General features: G+C 42.0%; 15 protein-coding genes. 14 read left to right on the forward strand and 1 reads right to left on the reverse strand.

Annotated features, from left to right (window positions below; all coding sequences use genetic code 11):
- Window positions 1–54 precede the first annotated feature (54 nt).
- The 3 genes from ACFSMW_RS16585 (at window position 55) to ACFSMW_RS16595 (ending at window position 3,975) form a co-directional block, all read left to right on the forward strand.
- On the forward strand, window positions 55–1,404 hold the full coding sequence (locus tag ACFSMW_RS16585) for a D-serine ammonia-lyase (protein WP_390357412.1): 1,350 nt from the start codon (window positions 55–57) through the stop codon (window positions 1,402–1,404).
- A gap of 365 nt (window positions 1,405–1,769) precedes the next feature.
- Window positions 1,770–2,996, forward strand: coding sequence for an MFS transporter (locus ACFSMW_RS16590; RefSeq protein ID WP_390357413.1), 1,227 nt, complete (start codon window positions 1,770–1,772; stop codon window positions 2,994–2,996).
- 187 nt (window positions 2,997–3,183) lie between these two features.
- Window positions 3,184–3,975 (forward strand): SDR family oxidoreductase, encoded by a 792-nt coding sequence (locus ACFSMW_RS16595; protein WP_390357414.1) that lies wholly within the window; start codon window positions 3,184–3,186, stop codon window positions 3,973–3,975.
- A 143-nt stretch (window positions 3,976–4,118) separates the two neighbouring features.
- On the opposite strand, the gene ACFSMW_RS16600 is transcribed toward ACFSMW_RS16595, so the two are convergent.
- Window positions 4,119–4,409 carry a phospholipase gene (locus ACFSMW_RS16600; protein WP_390357415.1) on the reverse strand — a complete coding sequence of 97 codons (291 nt, stop codon included), beginning with the start codon at window positions 4,407–4,409 and terminating at the stop codon, window positions 4,119–4,121.
- Between the two features lie 321 nt (window positions 4,410–4,730).
- Here ACFSMW_RS16600 and ACFSMW_RS16605 point away from each other — a divergent pair, with 321 nt between their 5' ends.
- The 11 genes from ACFSMW_RS16605 (at window position 4,731) to ACFSMW_RS16655 (ending at window position 17,160) form a co-directional block, all read left to right on the forward strand.
- Window positions 4,731–5,249 carry a DoxX family protein gene (locus tag ACFSMW_RS16605; protein WP_390357416.1) on the forward strand — a complete coding sequence of 173 codons (519 nt, stop codon included), beginning with the start codon at window positions 4,731–4,733 and terminating at the stop codon, window positions 5,247–5,249.
- A gap of 306 nt (window positions 5,250–5,555) precedes the next feature.
- Window positions 5,556–6,863: an ABC transporter substrate-binding protein gene (locus ACFSMW_RS16610; RefSeq protein WP_390357417.1), complete on the forward strand. Its 1,308-nt coding sequence runs from the start codon at window positions 5,556–5,558 to the stop codon at window positions 6,861–6,863.
- 178 nt (window positions 6,864–7,041) lie between these two features.
- A complete protein-coding gene (locus ACFSMW_RS16615; protein WP_390357671.1) occupies window positions 7,042–8,013 on the forward strand; it encodes a glycerophosphodiester phosphodiesterase in 972 nt (323 codons plus the stop codon).
- Between the two features lie 1,201 nt (window positions 8,014–9,214).
- The gene (locus ACFSMW_RS16620; RefSeq protein WP_390357418.1) at window positions 9,215–10,306 is read left to right on the forward strand and encodes an alcohol dehydrogenase catalytic domain-containing protein; all 1,092 of its coding nucleotides are present in this window, start codon (window positions 9,215–9,217) and stop codon (window positions 10,304–10,306) included.
- Between the two features lie 142 nt (window positions 10,307–10,448).
- Complete coding sequence (locus ACFSMW_RS16625) at window positions 10,449–11,507, forward strand: ABC transporter substrate-binding protein (protein ID WP_390357419.1); 1,059 nt, start codon at window positions 10,449–10,451, stop codon at window positions 11,505–11,507.
- Between the two features lie 136 nt (window positions 11,508–11,643).
- Window positions 11,644–13,317: an ABC transporter permease gene (locus ACFSMW_RS16630; RefSeq protein WP_390357420.1), complete on the forward strand. Its 1,674-nt coding sequence runs from the start codon at window positions 11,644–11,646 to the stop codon at window positions 13,315–13,317.
- Window positions 13,318–14,154: an ABC transporter ATP-binding protein gene (locus tag ACFSMW_RS16635; protein WP_390357421.1), complete on the forward strand. Its 837-nt coding sequence runs from the start codon at window positions 13,318–13,320 to the stop codon at window positions 14,152–14,154. It begins immediately after the preceding gene.
- A 312-nt stretch (window positions 14,155–14,466) separates the two neighbouring features.
- The gene (locus ACFSMW_RS16640) at window positions 14,467–15,228 is read left to right on the forward strand and encodes a DeoR/GlpR family DNA-binding transcription regulator (protein ID WP_390357422.1); all 762 of its coding nucleotides are present in this window, start codon (window positions 14,467–14,469) and stop codon (window positions 15,226–15,228) included.
- A gap of 108 nt (window positions 15,229–15,336) precedes the next feature.
- On the forward strand, window positions 15,337–15,471 hold the full coding sequence (locus ACFSMW_RS16645; RefSeq protein ID WP_390357423.1) for a hypothetical protein: 135 nt from the start codon (window positions 15,337–15,339) through the stop codon (window positions 15,469–15,471).
- On the forward strand, window positions 15,461–16,543 hold the full coding sequence (locus ACFSMW_RS16650) for a glycerophosphodiester phosphodiesterase (protein ID WP_390357424.1): 1,083 nt from the start codon (window positions 15,461–15,463) through the stop codon (window positions 16,541–16,543). Before ACFSMW_RS16645 ends, ACFSMW_RS16650 begins: the two co-directional genes overlap by 11 nt.
- A 458-nt stretch (window positions 16,544–17,001) precedes the next feature.
- Window positions 17,002–17,160 carry a hypothetical protein gene (locus ACFSMW_RS16655; protein ID WP_390357425.1) on the forward strand — a complete coding sequence of 53 codons (159 nt, stop codon included), beginning with the start codon at window positions 17,002–17,004 and terminating at the stop codon, window positions 17,158–17,160.
- Window positions 17,161–17,230 lie beyond the last annotated feature (70 nt).

Below are 17,230 nucleotides of genomic sequence, written 5' to 3' on the forward strand. Positions count from 1 at the left end.
ACTGCATTACTTTATCAAAGTGGGGCAACCCTATCCCCACATGAGGAGGTTCACATGAGTAAAATTGCCGGGAAGTCGATAGAGGAATGGGAGCGGGAGTTTCCGATTCTGAAGGAGGTTATGCGAGCAGAAGAAGTGTGTTGGAGAAATCCGGGCTATCTGCCGTATGAAGATGCCATCAAGAATGTTTCGCTTACAACGGAAGAAATTCGGGAGGCGGAGGCGAGGCTTGAACGTTTTGCCCCGTTTATCGCCAGTGCTTTTCCAGAAATGAAAAAATCACAGGGCATCATCGAATCACCATTGAAAGCTATTCCAAAAATGAAGAAAGCAATGAAAAAAGATTATGAGATTTCCATACCGGGGAAAATGCTGCTAAAATGTGACAGCCATCTGCCGATTTCAGGTTCCATCAAGGCGCGCGGAGGAATTTATGAAGTGCTCAAGCATGCGGAGGATTTGGCTTTTGCAGAAAATAAGCTCAAGATGACGGATGACTATGCAGTCCTAGACAGTGAAGCATTCCGTGATTTTTACTCCCATTATGAAATAGTTGTCGGCTCAACAGGGAATCTTGGTCTAAGCATTGGCATCATGAGTGCGAAAATCGGTTTTCAAGTGACTGTGCATATGTCAGCAGATGCGATGCAATGGAAGAAGGATCTGTTGCGTGAAAAAGGCGCGACAGTCGTCGAGCATAGTGCCGATTACTCGAAAGCCGTAGAAGAGGGAAGAAAACAATCAGAAGCGGCGGCAAACAGCTATTTTGTAGATGATGAAAATTCCTCCACACTGTTTTTAGGTTATGCAGTAGCAGCATCAAGGCTCCAACAACAGCTTGAGGCGATGCATATAAGGGTCGACAAAGACCACCCATTATTTGTCTATCTTCCTTGCGGTGTCGGCGGTGGGCCAGGCGGTGTAGCATTTGGTCTGAAAACGATTTTCAAAGATGCGGTTCATTGCTTTTTTGCGGAACCGACCCATTCACCATGTATGCTGCTCGGATTAATGACAGGGAAACATCAGGAAATTTCAGTCGCTGACTTCGGACTAGATAACCAGACTTCAGCAGACGGCCTTGCAGTCGGCAGACCATCTGGATTCGTCGGAAAAACATTGCAGCATTTGATCAGCGGTGATTATACCGTAAGTGATGACACCCTGTTCCGTCTGCTGAGCCAAATGGCGGATACAGAAGATATCTGGCTGGAGCCCTCTGCGCTTGCTGGAGTGGCTGGCCCTGTCCAATTGATAAAGAGTGTCGCAGGGAAAAGATATATGAATGATCACGACATTACCATAGACAGACTAGAGGATGCCACCCATATCGCATGGGCAACTGGCGGCAGCATGGTGCCAAAAAATGTCATGAAACAATATAAGCAGCAAGGCCAATTGTAATATTGCTATTTTTAAGCAGGATGTGTCCTGATTGTTTACACAAAGCGGAGATTATGCTAATCTAATAACAACATAGATTCCTTTAAATATGGTCCCGAGAGGCCAAAAAGGCAGCAATATCGTTCGTGGCGCATTCACATGCTCATTTTCATGCCCTTTTATCCTCTTTGGATGAAAGGGCATTTTTAGTAAGGAAAACGATAAAATGGTTGTCTTGGCTTGTGAATACGTTTTGCATGGAAAAACGATTTTCCTTATTTCCCGGGCAATATCGACAAATGGAAATAAGACAAATGGCGAGGAAAAAACAAAAAAAGATACACCTTTAAATCAACGCCCGGAGAGGCTTGGAAGGAGAGAGCAGTATGAAATATCGCAATAAAACAGTTGTCGCTTCTGTGACTGGACTGACATTAGAGGGCATGGATATCATGTTCATTTCGTTCGCCATGTCACTGATCGTGGCAGATTTTCATATCAATTTGACGACTGGCGGCTTGATTTCGTCGATTACGAATATTGGGATGCTTGTTGGAGGAATGATTTTTGGTGTACTTGCTGACCGCTTCGGCAGAGTGAAAGTGTTCACGTATACCATTTTTCTGTTTGCCATTGGTACTGCACTGACAGGTTTCGCCAGCAGTATAGAGCAAGTATATGTATTTCGCTTTATTGCAGGACTTGGAGCAGGCGGAGAATATGGCATCGGCATGGCGCTCGTTGCGGAAGCCTGGCCGAAAAATAAGCAAGGACGCGCATCTTCATACGTCAGTGTAGGAGCGCAATTCGGCGTCATTATCGCAGCTGTGCTCAGCGCAGTGCTGATTCCGCTGTTTGGCTGGAGAGGGTTATTCTTTGTCGGCTTGCTGCCAGTAATTTTCGCTTATTTTGTCAGAAGGAACTTAAAAGAATCACCTGCATGGGTAGCTGCACAGAAACAGCAGCCTTCCATCCAACAAAAAGGCAAGCTGATCCAACTGATCAATTCACCAAAAGTGGCGCTTACCACGATTGGACTCGCCATGATGGCCACCGTGCAAATTGCGGGATACAATGGGCTGATGATCTGGTTGCCTACCATGTTGCAGCAATCGCAGGGACTCTCTGTATCCAGTTCCGCCATCTGGACAATCAGCACTGCAGCAGGCATGATTGCTGGAATGCTGACATTCGGACGTTTCATTGACCGCTTCGGCCTTAAAGTCTCGTATGGCATGTTTTTGCTGGCGTCAGCTGCTGCAGTATTTTTATATGCCTACGCGACAGGAAGTGCAGGTGTATTGGTTGGCGGCGCCATTGTGGGATTTTTCTCAAACGGCATGTTTGCAGGCTATGGCGCATTGATCAGTCGTTTTTACCGTGTCGATATCCGCAGTACCGCTACGAACACAATTTTCAACTTTGGCAGAGCAGTAGGAGGACTCTCTCCGATTCTGGTCGGCTATATTTTACAGCATGCCAGCATGTCCTTGGCGATGGGCTATCTCGCCGCGCTGTACTGCATTTCATTTGTCGTGATGATGAGCTTGAAAGTGGAAAAGTCCAGTAGTATGGAACAGGGGGATTCAGAGGCAGTATCTGAAGCAGTGTGACTAGACAGTAGGAAGCCGGCTATCCGACGGAGGTATCCGGCTTTGTTTATATATCCAAAACATTTGCATCCCATCTTTTTCCATGGCAATTATTTACCAAGAGCGTGTCAAATTGGCTCATGGCGGGAAGATATAAGTATGATGATGATGGTATACATTCAGTGAAGCAGTGAAAGGAGTTCAAATCATGGATTTGGGTTTAAAAGGAAAATCAGTGATTGTCACGGCAGCTAGTAAAGGACTAGGAAAGGCGACAGCAAAGCAGTTTGCTGCAGAAGGAGCCCATGTGCTCATCGCCAGCCGTAGTGAGAAGCAACTGCAGCAATCAGTACAGGAAATTCAATCTGAAACGGGAAATGAGAAAGTGGCGTACATTGTTTGTGACATGAGGGACAAACAGGCGATTAAAGGAATGGTGGACAAAGCTGTTTCATGGAACGGGAGCGTGGATGTACTCGTCAACAACGCCGGGGGTCCGCCCGCAGGGAATTTTTCAGATGTGAATGATGAAGATTGGCAGCAGGCATTCGAATTGAATCTGCTCAGTTTTGTGCGAACTATCAGAGAAGTATTACCATATATGCAAAAACAGAAAAGCGGGCACATCGTGAATTTTACTTCTTCATCGATGAAGCAGCCAATTGACAATCTGATTTTATCGAATACGTTTCGCACGGGAATTGTCGGCCTGGCGAAAAGTCTGTCACAGGAGCTGGCAGCGGATAATATTCTGATTAACACGGTCGGACCAGGCAGAATAGCAACGGATAGGGTGGCACATTTGGACCAGGTCACAGCAAAGAAAACCGGTAAAACACAAGAGGAAATTCGGTCGCAATCCGAAAAGATGATTCCAATCGGGCGCCTTGGCCAGCCAGAAGAATTTGCTAAGGCAGTCGTTTTCCTATGCTCTGAAGCTAACAGCTACGTGACGGGACAATCCCTGCTCGTCGATGGCGGATTGGTAAAAGCATTGTAATATGGCGGCGATAGTTAATATAGTCGAACGTTGCCGAAGGAGCAGATTCTTTGGGTTTCTTTTTCCAGAATGGGGACAGCCCCTTGTTGTTTATCACTTTATCAGCGTAAGCATAGTGGACTGTCTCCTTATTCCCACAACAGCTAAAACAACATTTTGACTTGCATGAGTCTGTACATCTGGCGGGCGCGTCTGCCTTCTTCTGTATGCTGCCGCAAAAATGGCTCGAGCCGATTCATAAATTGCTGATCACATACGCGGCGGGTCATGCCTGGTCTTCGGTAGCACCCATCATGTGCTTTGCAGGCTGCATCGACTGCGTTCACCGGTGTACCGGGTCCGCTGCAGCCAGGTCCACACCAACGATATCCCGGGAACAGGCAGAAACCGCGATGGGGCCTTGTATTTCTGCTAGGTATCGGCAAATGTTTCATCTCCCTCCTGAAAAACAATGCTTCTTTATAATTTATTCATGCAAAGCACAGTCGTCTGTTCTTCTGTCAGGGTTCATGCTGAAAGAGAGGGACATTTGAACCCCTTTGCCCTTTTCAAAAAAGAGCTGCAATCCTCTGCCGACACAAATATGACATATCTTTGTGGATAGATTGTGAACTAGTGAGCAATAGGATGATTTATGAGGATATGCGTGATATGATGTAACTGTAAAGAGGATATCCTATTTCAAATCAACAGCATTAATCATGTGAAATGTTGAACAAACTTAAGTAAACTAAATGAATGAGGAGCTGAGAGCAATGATCAACCATTTCATCCGTCATAATAAGTTTTTCGCAGGTGTACTAGCTATTGTTCGAGTATATATAGGGTATACGTGGCTGACTTCGGGAATAGGCAAATTGATGGGCGGCGGCTTTGATGCCAGTGGATTCCTGCAAGGTGCGATTGCCGGAGCCGGTGGTGATAATCCGGCTGTACAAGGCTGGTGGGCAACATTTCTAGAACATGTCGCTTTGCCAAACGCCGCACTCTTTAGCAATCTGGTCATGATTGGTGAAGTACTTGTCGGCGCCGCACTGATCCTAGGCGTATTTACTAACTTCGCAGCCTTGATGGGTATCATGATGAACTTCGCATTCCTGTTCAGTGGCACTGTCAGTGTTAATGCGCAAATGGTACTGCTGACAACATTCCTGATCGTGGCAGGCTTCAATGCTGGCAGATACGGTTTGGACAGATGGATCATTCCATTCATGGATCGTAAATTTATCAAAAAAGATGGCCACCATAAAAAAACATTGGGCACAGCGCATTAATAGTATCAGAAGAGCCGGAGGTTGCCTTCCGGTTCTTTTTTGATTTTCTATTGACAACGCTTACATTATTTGGTTTAATTTATACACAGATTCATATAGGTGATGGAGACAAGAGCACCACAAGATAATTGTCCTTGGCCACAAGGATTGTTATTTTGTGGATTTATTTTTGCCCTTTTTTTCATAGTCTGTAAAGAAGTGGTCATCAGAAAGCCGGTTTTTAGGCGAAATGCTGCGATGCGAGCCCCGGCATATGATAGCCTGATAGACTTTCTGGTGTTAAAAGATCAACAAAGGAGGATGGAAATGAGAAAGGTTTTTGGGGGTTTTATATTATTCATAGCGTTTATGTTCGTGTTGGCTGGATGCAGTAATGATAACAAGGATGCAAGTGGTTCAGCTGACAGTTCGGGCAAGGAAGAAATCACATTTTGGCATGCGATGAGCGGTGACAATGGAAAAGCATTGGAGAACATTGTAGATAAGTTCAACAAGCAATCGGATGATGTGCATGTGAAGGCGATCTACCAGGGGAGCTATGATGATTCCCTCAGCAAATTACGGGCTGTTGGCGGCTCGAAGGAAGCACCTGCTCTCGTGCAAGTATTTGAAATCGGTACGAAATATATGAGTGGCAGCGGGTTTATTACGCCAATGCAGGAGTTTATCGACAAGGAAAAATTCGATACTTCCCATTTGGAGTCCAACATTTTGTCTTATTATACATTAGATGACAAATTGTATTCGATGCCTTTCAATACATCGAATGCAGTCATGTTTTATAACAAAGATAAATTCAAAAAAGCCGGACTGGATCCGGAAAACCCGCCAAAAACCTTCAGCGAGATGAAGGATGCTGCAAAGAAATTGGCAACTGACGGTAATTATGGTTTCACCATGGCTACCATCGGCTGGTTTGTCGAGGAATTGATGGCAAACCAGGGAGCACTTTATCTGGACAATGACAATGGGCGCAGTGAAGATGCGGCAAAAGCCCTTGTCAATACTGATGAAGGTGTGGCGATTTTCAAGTGGCTGAATGAGATGAACAAAGCGGGCTCTTTTAAAAATTATGGCAGCAACTGGGAGGATCCAAGGGCGCCATTCTTTGCCGGTCAAGTTGGGATGTATTTCGATTCGACTGCTAACACTGCAGAAGTGATCAAGAATTCTTCATTTGACGTCGGAACTGCGCCACTACCTGTTGCTGACGGCAAAGATCCGCAGGGATTGATTGTAGGGGGAGCATCTCTGTGGATCACCAACCAGGTTCCTAAAGAAAAGCGGGATGCGGCCTGGGAATTTGTGAAGTTCGTGACTAAATCGGATATCCAGGCTGAATGGGCAGCTTCAACTGGCTATTTCCCGATTACGCCAGATGCATATGATGAAGATGTACTGAAAAAGAAATATGATGAATACCCGCAGTATAAAGTGGCGGTCGATCAATTGCAAAATACCAAGGTCAGCCCTGCGACACAGGGGCCACTGACGACGGTCATGCCGGAAGCCCGGAAAATCATAGAATCTGCATTAGGCGAACTGTATGATGGCGGCGATCCGAAACAAGTCCTCGATAACGCAGCCAAGAAAATTACCGACACATTGAAATAAGGAATTCAAACAGGGGTTCTCTCATAGAGGCCCCTAATATTATGTGAGAAGACGGCCGTATGCTGTACATATCGAAGAGGTCTAAGTATGAGCATGCATTGTGGCAAAGACAGGTTTGCCCAATTAATCGATGCTGGTGAAAGGCCTTAACTTTTTAGAGCGGGTGATGGAATTGCGTATGTATTTGTTTGCAGTCATATGCTTTGTATTATTGTTGATGAGCGGATGCGGTGCTGAGGCACGTATGACAACATCAGCATGCGGTTCGGGTGCTGTGGCCACCATGGCGCCAAACACCTTAACCGGTATGACTACGGACAGGAAAAACTTTTCCGCTGCGAAAACTGGTTTGTTATCGCCAAACCGTATCCTGAACATCGCCCATCGGGGAGCTTCCGGATATGCACCGGAGCATACATTAGCCTCCTATCAAAAAGCGAAAGAGTTGGATGGTGATTATCTCGAAATCGATTTGCAAATGACCAAGGACTGCACATTGGTTGCCATGCATGATGAAGATGTTTCCCGGACGACGAACAGCGATGGCAAGGTCAGTGATTTGTCCTTAGACGCAATCGAAGCGCTGGATGCCGGGACATGGTTCAACGATGAATATCCGTATCAGGCGGAGTCAGCTTTTAGCCAACTGACTGTTCCGACATTAGAAGAGGTTATTGACACGTTCGGAAGTGAAGTCAACTACTATATCGAAACAAAAACGCCGTCTGAAGAACCGGCAATGGTAGATACATTGCTTCGTATATTGCAGAAGCATCATTTGGTTGGCGAAGATGTTCCGAGTGGAAAAGTCATCATCCAATCTTTTAGCAAAAACAGTCTGCTGGAGGTGCATCAAAAGGAGCCGTCCATCCCGCTAATCCAGCTGATACATTTCAGAAAGAAAGCGATGCTGACCGACCCAGAGGTTGACGAGATAAAAAGCTATGCTGTCGGAATCGGTGCGAACTATGAATCGTTGAGCAAGGAGTTTGTCGGAGAATTAAGGAATGACGGATTATTAATCCACCCTTACACGGTCAACGAACCAGCTGATATGAAGAGACTGATAGATTGGGGAGTGACAGGGATATTCACGAATTATCCGGATAGATTGCATGACGTGGTGGATGGAATGGAGGGTGGGGGATAGCTATATAATTGCGGAGCTCCCGTTAATAAATAAACAGTATTGTAGCTTTTTTTCTTCCGCTGGTCAGCTCAATCCTCCACACTGGAAAACAAAAGATTTTTTCGGGTTTAACACTTTATTGCTTTATCACTTTATCAAATCATAGGTTTGGACCTGTGCATTTATAATGAAAACAACTCATATGTCATTCTTCAGCATATTGCGTAGCATTCCCGTTATAAAAGCCATACTTTTCTTTGATACACCGATATGTACCATAGTCTGATATCCCATTGCCACGCAGAAAAACAACCTCTGTGGGTCAATGTATTTAGTATATCCATAACAATTTGATCATTGAATTTTAATTCTTGGTGCACGCCGCGCAATGAATCTCCATGCAACTTTCTTCCGTTGATCGTATACTGATCGTTCGCCCAACACCATGGCATTCTATTCCAGAACATATTATCAATCAAATAATATCGTTTGTTGTTTGCCCAATGCAATTGTCACAGCAGTGACCATTTCATTGGGCCGTCCTTACCAATCCTATCCAGATGTGGAACAACTCCCCAAGGCGTATGTGAAAGAGAGTCGTTCACTTTTTATAATTGGAGTGTGGTTTTCGGGGTATACCACGAACTGGCTCCAAGGAAATAAAGCGAGAGAGACACATGTGTTGAGGCTGGATCCTGCACTGGATAAGGAATGTAGTAATGCTAATGAATCCACACGGAAGATAACCGAACGGATCATAGACGCAAATGAACAGAAATATACCTGATAAAAAACGCTCGATGCGATTGTCACCAAACGGGCAGTTGTTGGTGTGATGCCGAACTGAATGAAATCAAAAAAAGAATGAAGCAGCAATGGCGAGCAAAAACAACTGGAGTACAAGGGGTACAGATGAAAATTCTTCTCTTGGTAAGAACGATTTTTGCTTTAAGTGGGCATGACAATATAACAAATGAGACCATAAACCATTGCGGCCATATCGTACAATGGAGTGATCATTAGTAGGGAGGCGCTGTCCAAGGACAGAATAGATTGAAGTCGAACATTGCAGCAGTTTTTTGCTGTATAGAAATGACATTTTTGCCTTGTTAATATTAATAATTAGCGGTATATATTGATCATTTGAGTAATGATGAATATCTTAATTGTTTCTAGAATAAACATAAATAAACACTAATGAGCATGAATGAGGAGCGGTGATATGGAAGAAAAGGACATTGTGAGTTCACGGGCCTATCGATTGGTCGCACCAAAAAAGTTTGAAGAAGTTGTTTTACAACATACAATTGGCACTGATCAGGTTGTTGTACAGCCAAATCTGGCAAGCATATGCCATGCAGATACTCGCTATTACACAGGACAGCGAAGGAAAGAGGCCTTACAAAAGAAACTTCCTATGGCATTGTTTCATGAAGGGATTGGCTATGTAGTAAAGTCGGACGATAAATCTTTAGTTAAAGGCCAACGTGTCGTTATTGTCCCCAATATCCCTGCAAGACGATTGAAAAAAAACACAATAAGTAATAACTACTCCTCCAATACACGACCTATGAAAGATAATTATTTGCCAGATAGTGTTTTCCTAGGCAGTGGTTATGATGGGATTGGACAGCAGTATTTGGTGCTTCCAACCGAAAATGTGATACCAATACCTCATAATGTTCCCGATAAAATTGCCGTCCTGACTGAACTGAGCTCTGTGTCATTACATGCTGCAAATAATGTATGCGATTACTTTGGTAGTGGCAAGGTAGCTGTTTTTGGAGATGGTCCGGTTGGTTATTTGACAGCGGCAACACTACATCATGTTTTTGATATACCAAAAGACAGTCTATTAGTTTTTGGTGCTATGGTTGAAAGATTGGCATATTTTGATTTTGCGACAACACACCTTGTACATGATTTTAATTTCAGAGAGGAGGCGGATGTGGTAGCAGTAATGGAATGTACAGGAGGGGCATTTAGCAAAAACGCTATAAACCAAGCAATTGAGTTAATTGAGCCACAAGGAAAGATCACCTTAATGGGTGTATCCGAAGAACGGGTTCCTATTAATACAAGGGAAGTCCTTGAGAAGGGCTTGACGGTTTATGGCAGCTCCAGAAGTACGGATAAGGAATTTAGGACGTTAATGAATGCTTTTCAAAATCAAGCGTATCGGGATACCCTGGAGAAACTTGTACCAGAACAAAATGAACTAATTAGAAGTGCAATGGATTTAGAAAAGGCTATGGATAAAGCTACACAAAACAAGAGTTGGAGAAAAACTTTTTTATCCTTTGAATGGAATTAATTTGTATGAATGGATATTTTAATTTTTAATTTACTAGTTGAGTAAGCTTAAGATACGTTTTAAACAAATATTACCAGGTGATTTACTGTTTTAAATGTTGAAAAAGGGATGCCCATCAATAATATAAAAGGGGGAAATGAGGTTGAAAAAGGCCTTTACGCTTATTCCAATCATTTTCATGCTATGTTTAGCCGCTTGCGGCGGCAATGAAACATCCGGTGGAGATAAAGGTTCGTATAACAAATTGACAATGTATACCCCTATGCCTGAGGAAAATGCGCAAGCATATATAAAAAAGTTTGAAGAAGATACTGGAATTGAAGTAAGTTATACCCGACTTAGTACGGGAGAGATTTTATCCAAACTTGAAAGTCAAGAAGGTCGTAGTGATGCAAGTATATGGTTTGCTGGACCATCTGACAGTTTCATTAAAGCAGATAAGGAGGGGCTGTTAGAAAAATATGACCCCGATAATCTGGATAATTTAGATAAAATCGATAAAAATGCAATGGTGAAGGGTGCCAGTTGGCTGCCTATTTATCAAGGTCCCATAGCCTTTGCATCCAATGAAAAGTGGCTGAAAGAAAACAATGTTGAGGCACCAACAAGCTGGGATGATCTACTGAAACCAGAGTTTAAGAACAATATCATGTTAGCACACCCGGGAGCGTCGGGAACCGGGTATCAGTTTGTATCTACACTGGTTCAATATATGGGGGAAGATGAAGCATTTGATTACCTAAAAAAATTCAATAAAAATGTAAAACAATGGACCAAAGGTGGTTCAGCAAACGCCCAATTTATAGGGCAAGGTGAGGTTGGTATGGGGCTTGCTTTTGCTCAGGATTTGTTACCACTTAAGGAGGAAGGGTATCCTCTAAAAATCACTTACCCGGAGGACGGTGTGTCAGTGGCAATTGAAGGGGCAGCGAAAATAAAAGGCGGGCCGGAAAAAGAAAAGGAAAATGCAAAGAAATTCATGCATTGGATAAACAGTGATGAAGGTCAAAATGTGTATGCGGATACTGGTTTCTATCATCTTCCGGTAATACCAGATGCCAAAATTCCGGAAGGAGCACCAGATTTGAGTAAATTAAAAGTAGCTGAAACGGATAATGTCTGGGCCAGTGAACATCGTAATGAGATTGTCGACAAATTCGAACGAGAGATTGAATCTGAAGATGATGCTAGTGATCAATAATTGATTTACTTGAATGGGCTTCATCCAATCCATTTAATTATGATGAAGCCCTGATATTTGAAGGATGAATACGGATATACCCTTAAGTCATGAAGTGTATTAAATAATAATTCACTGATATGGAGGATTTATTACATTGCCTTATTCAAACTTAGTTGGGAAAACTTTAAAAAGTAAAATCAAAGCAGTAGGAAAAAATCCATATTTGTTTTTATTGATCATTTTAGTGTTATTATCACTTCTTATATTTTCAGTTTATCCTATCTACAGTATTTTCAAGAAAATTTTTGTCAGTGAAAATGGATTGGATTTTCAAGCAATACAAAAACTCTTTGATAAGCCACGTATCTATCAAACAGTATGGAATAGTATGAAACTGGGGATTTTATCGGCAGTAATCAGTACTTTGATAGGGTTTGTTTTTGCCTACTCCGTTGCAAGAACACGCATGGTCGGAAGGAAATTTTTTAATTTCATTGCAATATTTCCTGTCGTTTCTCCTCCTTTTATCCTTGCTTTATCTATGATTCTACTCTTTGGTAGTTCCGGCTTAATTTCCCGAGGGATATTCGGGATGCATAGCACGGATGTTTACGGTTTCAGAAGCCTATTAATTATTCAGACGATGTCCTTTTCTCCTATTGCGTATCTTAACTTAAAAGGTGTGCTTGAATCAATGGATGCTTCATTGGAGGAATCTGCTTTCAATTTAGGGGCTTCCAGGTGGAAGGTGTTTTATACCATCACCTTACCGTTGGCGATTCCAGGCATTTTTAGTTCGCTGCTTTTAACCTTTATTAAATCCCTTGAGGATTTTGGAAACCCGATGATTATTGGCGGAAACTTCTCTACCCTTGCAACAGAGGCATATATGACGATTACGGGCAGAAACGATTTAAGGACAGGTTCCTTACTGGCAGTTTCCATGTTGCTTCCCGTTTTAACTGCCTACTTGATTCAAAGGTTTTGGGTTAATAAAAAATCATATACTACTGTAACCGGGAAAGCCTCGCAAGGGTCAGCGATCATTAAAGAAAAAAAGGTAGTTGTTCCATTATTTATAGTCTGTCTATTCATAACGGGAACCATTGTTTTATTTTATGGAACCATTATATTGGGTGCTTTTGTGAGACTATGGGGCGTAGATTACTCCTTATCGCTGGACCATTTCAGGTACGTCTTCGATACAGGTCTTAGCACGGTTAAAGATACATTAATTATTGCTGTTATTGCCACTCCAATTATGGTTTTACTGGGTATGGTAATCTCGTTTTTAACGGTGAAAATAAGTTTCCCTGGAAAGAAACTAATAGAAATCGGCTCTATACTACTCTTTGCTGTTCCCGGAACCGTTGTGGGTATCGGCTATCTTTTATCATTTAACAGCCCCCCAATAGCCATTACAGGAACAGCATCTATTATCATTTTGGTACTTGTTTTTCGATATATGTCTCTGGGTATTGAAGCGGGAACGAACGTTTTAAGGCAAATCGACCCATCCTTGGAGGAAGCATCCAAATCACTGAATGCGAATGGTTTCACTACTTTTTGGAGAATCACCTTTCCACTCATGCGGTCTGCACTATTTTCCAGTGCCATCTATGCATTTACTCGTGCGATGACTTCCATAAGTGCTGTCATATTCTTGGTTTCTGCAGGTTGGAATCTGATGACAGTGTCCATTTTATCGGCTGTTGACTTTGGCAAACTAGGTGTTGCTGCAGCATATTGTGTCATCTTGTTCGTCATTATATTCCTTGCATTCTTTGTGTTGAATTTATTGTTAAAACAAAATGAAAGGTCGATGTAAATGAGCGAAATCCATTCAGAAAAGCTGAAGATCGATAACTTAGTGAAAGTATTTCCATCCCGCAATAAGAATAAAGACTTTTATGCTGTTGATCATGTTTCTATAAATTTTAAGCAAGGGGAGTTAACAACATTATTAGGTCCTTCTGGATGCGGCAAGACAACAACATTACGTATGTTGGCAGGGTTTGAGTTCCCCACCAGTGGCAAGGTGATTGTTGATGGAGAGGATATCACAACACAACCTTCCAATAAACGCGATATCGGAATGGTGTTTCAAAATTATGCATTATTTCCACACTTAACCGTTTATGAAAATGTTTCGTATGGACTGAGAATAAGGAAAGTAAATAAATCGGAACTTAAGGAAAGGACCGACAGTGTATTATCACTTATGGGTCTGGAAGAATTGAGTGATCGCAGTCCTTCACAGCTTTCGGGTGGGCAGCAGCAGCGTGTAGCGATTGCAAGAGCAATTGTAACGGAACCCAAAATATTATTATTTGACGAGCCGCTTTCTAATTTAGACACGAAGCTTCGTCAGTATATGCGGACTGAGATTCGAAATTTACAACGCAGACTTGGTATCACCAGTGTATACGTTACCCATGACCAGGAAGAAGCGATGGCCATTTCTGATCAAGTAGTTATTTTGAATGAGGGAAAGGTGCAACAAATAGGTCCACCATTGGACATCTATTTAAATCCTGTTAATAGCTTTGTGGCGGATTTTATCGGAGATTCGGATATCTTAGAGGCTGTTGTAACTGAAATGAGGGGGGGAATCAGTACAGTTAAATATGCAGCATACGGTTTTCCATGTGAAAAATGTCCTTGAATATCCATTTCAAAAGAATGATGTGGTCAACTTTGTCGTGAAGCCAGAATTCTGGTCCATTTCTGATCAAGGGAGTTTTTTGGTAGAAATCAACCAAGCTACATTTTTGGGATCCCATGTGGAATATGTAGCACAGATTGGGGAGCAGTCATTTAAATTTTTCGACTATCATTATTATGAAAATGGACAAATAGAAACTGGATCCGAAGTACGTCTAAAATTAAGAAGTGATTTAGTTAAGGTTCTGCAACACAACACTTGAACAAACTTCAACCAACATTTAAAGGAAACGATGGAAAAGAGATGATATAAATGCTTCCATTAGAAAGGCAAAGAGGCTTATTGGCATTCCTAAAACTAAACCACGCATCCACAGTATCGGAGCTTGCCTTACATTTCGGAGTTCATGAAGCAACGATACGACGTGATCTTACTATGTTAGAGAAAAAAGGATTAATGAAACGAACGCATGGCGGTGTAATGCTTGAGGAAGAGGTGCACTCTGAACCTTCTTTTCAAGATAGGGAATCCGTTCAATATGAGGAAAAGAAAAGAATCGGAAATTGTGCTGCTGGACTTATAGAAGATGGTGATAATATCATTCTGGATTCGGGAACAACGACATTACACATTGCAAAATCAATCAAAAATAAGAAAGATTTAACAGTCGTTACGAATGACATTAACATTGCAGCAACTTTGCGCTTTTCCAAGGCGATTAAAGTGATCGTAACGGGGGGCGTGCTTTTTCACGAGAGTTACATGCTAAACGGTATGATTACCGATGAAACATTAAGCACAGTGAATATTCAAAAAGCATTCATCGGTACACCGGCTTTTCATTATGAAAAGGGTCTTACACATTTCGATGAGTACCTTGTAACTGCAAAACGGGGGATGATTCGTGCAGCTAAACGAGTGATTGTCGCAGCCGACCATACGAAAATTGGCCGGATTTCCATTCATTCCGTTGCTGATATAAACAAAATTGATGATCTGGTGATTGGGCGTGAACTTGAGGAAAGTGATCTAAAAAGATTGCAAAGCACCGATGTACAGGTTCACTTAGCGTAATGTGGAAGTGTGATATAGGAAAAAAACGGCCGACGATATATATCAAATCACCAGATCAGAACTGTGGTTGGAGGTGATACATGCACTTTTTGTTGGATGACAGCAGCTATGCTGGGAACAAAGAATGATTTGGCGGTTACGGAACAGCGCTATTGGGTTAATGGCAAGTGGTATGTTCGGGCAAACGATTATGTTAAGAAAAACATTCATGGTTATAGGGAGGAGAAGAATATTGAAGCGTAAATTTTGGATGCTTTCCATTGTGAGTATCTTCGTACTTTCTTTTGCATTCAATCATGTAGCTCATGCGGAATCTGCAGGTAAGGCTGATGAATGGTTGGGTAGTGACAAAACCGAAATAAGTGCACATCGCGGGGCACATGTAGCCGTTCCAGAAAACACAGCCGAGGCAATGAAGTGGGCCGGGTTACTTGGATACGGTTTTGTTGAAATTGATATACAGGAAACGAAAGATGGCCAGTACGTATTAATGCACGATGCAAATATTGATCGGACAACAACGGGCTCCGGGAATATTAAAGATTTAACCTTAAAAGAAATTAAAAGTTATAACGTAGTAGATGCAGATGGGAATGAAACAAATTATAAGGTTCCAACGCTTGGTGAAGCGTTAGAAGAGGCTCATAAATATAACCTTGGTGTCAATTTTGATGGTTCAAAAGGGGATTGGGACAGTAAGCAGTTCGTAGATGATGTCATGCGTATAGCTGAAGAAAATGATGTATTAGACCATTCCTTTTTTGTATTGAGCAATAAGAACATTCGAGACCAGTTTAACGCTTGGTATCCGGAAGCAACCGTAACTTTTCTTGGAGATGCCGTGAAAAATGTAGATGAAGATATGAAAGAATTAAAGAAATACGATAGTGCGATCTATACAACATCCATTCACAATATTGATAAGGCGGCAGCAGAAAAAATTAAGGAGGAAAACCTTAAATTGCATGTCTATAAAGTGGACTCAGCAGAAACATATGCGAAAGCAATGGAAATAAAGCCGCGGCTTATTGAAACGGATGTGATCGTACCCGATGGTGTAGAAAAACTAGTAGTTCTCGTAGTGCAATTAAATAAAGAAGGAGTAATAAAAGACGCTCAGGCCTTTCGTACTTTGAAGATGCATCTGGAAGCGATAAAGCATTTCGTGAAATCAGGAAAAGATGATAAGGCTGTTAAACACTTAAAGAATTTTAATAAATTGTTAGACCATTTAATAAGCAATAAAATCATTAGCGAAACAACCTATAACACTTTGCACATTAATGCGGATATATTAATCAATCAAAAAAAATAAAGCATTTTTTGAAATGCCCCATGGCAAACTCAAAATTTGCCATGGGGGATCTTATTTTCATTAATTTTTCTAATAGGTATTGTCCTTTACGGTTGCAGATATGGATTTTTAGTGGGTATTGCAAGGGCAGGAAATTCTGTAGGGGTTGTTGGGCTATGGTTAACACTATTATAGGGATGAAGTTAGAGACCTTCAGTTGGTGTGGCTTCTAACCTATTACACTTTTCATTCGGGTGAGAGTTACATTCCCTATTTTTTCCTGATTTCGATTGTTTATTTTTCAAATGTTTAAAAATCCCCTCGGGTATGTTTGCATGGCGACTATAGTCATGTGAGGTGAAATTACTAGGACCTTTAAAAAAATTATTTACGACAGAAGATGATGGGGATGGAACGCAACCTCTAGGGTAGGATATCGAGGAAATAATTTAGGGTACATACGGACACGATTTACATGATTGGAACCACTTTCAGCAACAACTGGTGCAATTGGTATGCTGTTTGCTAATGGTTTGTTTAACTTTTTTGTACCATTTGGTTCAGGACAAGCCGTTGTTACAATGGCTATTTGGGCTCCTTTAGCAGATATCTTAGGCACACTTTCCAGAAGCCATTAGTGAGGAAAAAAGAAAATCCATGATACAACAAACTTCCCCGCGATTCAACCAAACAACAATTTTTGGCAAT

Origin of the sequence: Tigheibacillus halophilus (assembly GCF_042683165.1) — a bacterium.
In the GTDB taxonomy this organism is placed as follows: Bacteria; Bacillota; Bacilli; order Bacillales; family Amphibacillaceae; genus Tigheibacillus; species Tigheibacillus halophilus.

Excerpts from the sequence above, each read along its gene's own strand:
- ACFSMW_RS16605 (WP_390357416.1), top strand. The coding sequence starts at position 4,731 with ATGATCAACCATTTCATCCGTCATAATAAGTTTTTCGCAGGTGTACTA.
- ACFSMW_RS16600 (WP_390357415.1), bottom strand. The coding sequence starts at position 4,409 with ATGAAACATTTGCCGATACCTAGCAGAAATACAAGGCCCCATCGCGGT.
- ACFSMW_RS16635 (WP_390357421.1), top strand. The coding sequence starts at position 13,318 with ATGAGCGAAATCCATTCAGAAAAGCTGAAGATCGATAACTTAGTGAAA.
- ACFSMW_RS16590 (WP_390357413.1), top strand. The coding sequence starts at position 1,770 with ATGAAATATCGCAATAAAACAGTTGTCGCTTCTGTGACTGGACTGACA.
- ACFSMW_RS16615 (WP_390357671.1), top strand. The coding sequence starts at position 7,042 with ATGTATTTGTTTGCAGTCATATGCTTTGTATTATTGTTGATGAGCGGA.
- ACFSMW_RS16620 (WP_390357418.1), top strand. The coding sequence starts at position 9,215 with ATGGAAGAAAAGGACATTGTGAGTTCACGGGCCTATCGATTGGTCGCA.
- ACFSMW_RS16645 (WP_390357423.1), top strand. The coding sequence starts at position 15,337 with ATGCTGGGAACAAAGAATGATTTGGCGGTTACGGAACAGCGCTATTGG.
- ACFSMW_RS16640 (WP_390357422.1), top strand. The coding sequence starts at position 14,467 with ATGCTTCCATTAGAAAGGCAAAGAGGCTTATTGGCATTCCTAAAACTA.
- ACFSMW_RS16595 (WP_390357414.1), top strand. The coding sequence starts at position 3,184 with ATGGATTTGGGTTTAAAAGGAAAATCAGTGATTGTCACGGCAGCTAGT.
- ACFSMW_RS16610 (WP_390357417.1), top strand. The coding sequence starts at position 5,556 with ATGAGAAAGGTTTTTGGGGGTTTTATATTATTCATAGCGTTTATGTTC.
- ACFSMW_RS16585 (WP_390357412.1), top strand. The coding sequence starts at position 55 with ATGAGTAAAATTGCCGGGAAGTCGATAGAGGAATGGGAGCGGGAGTTT.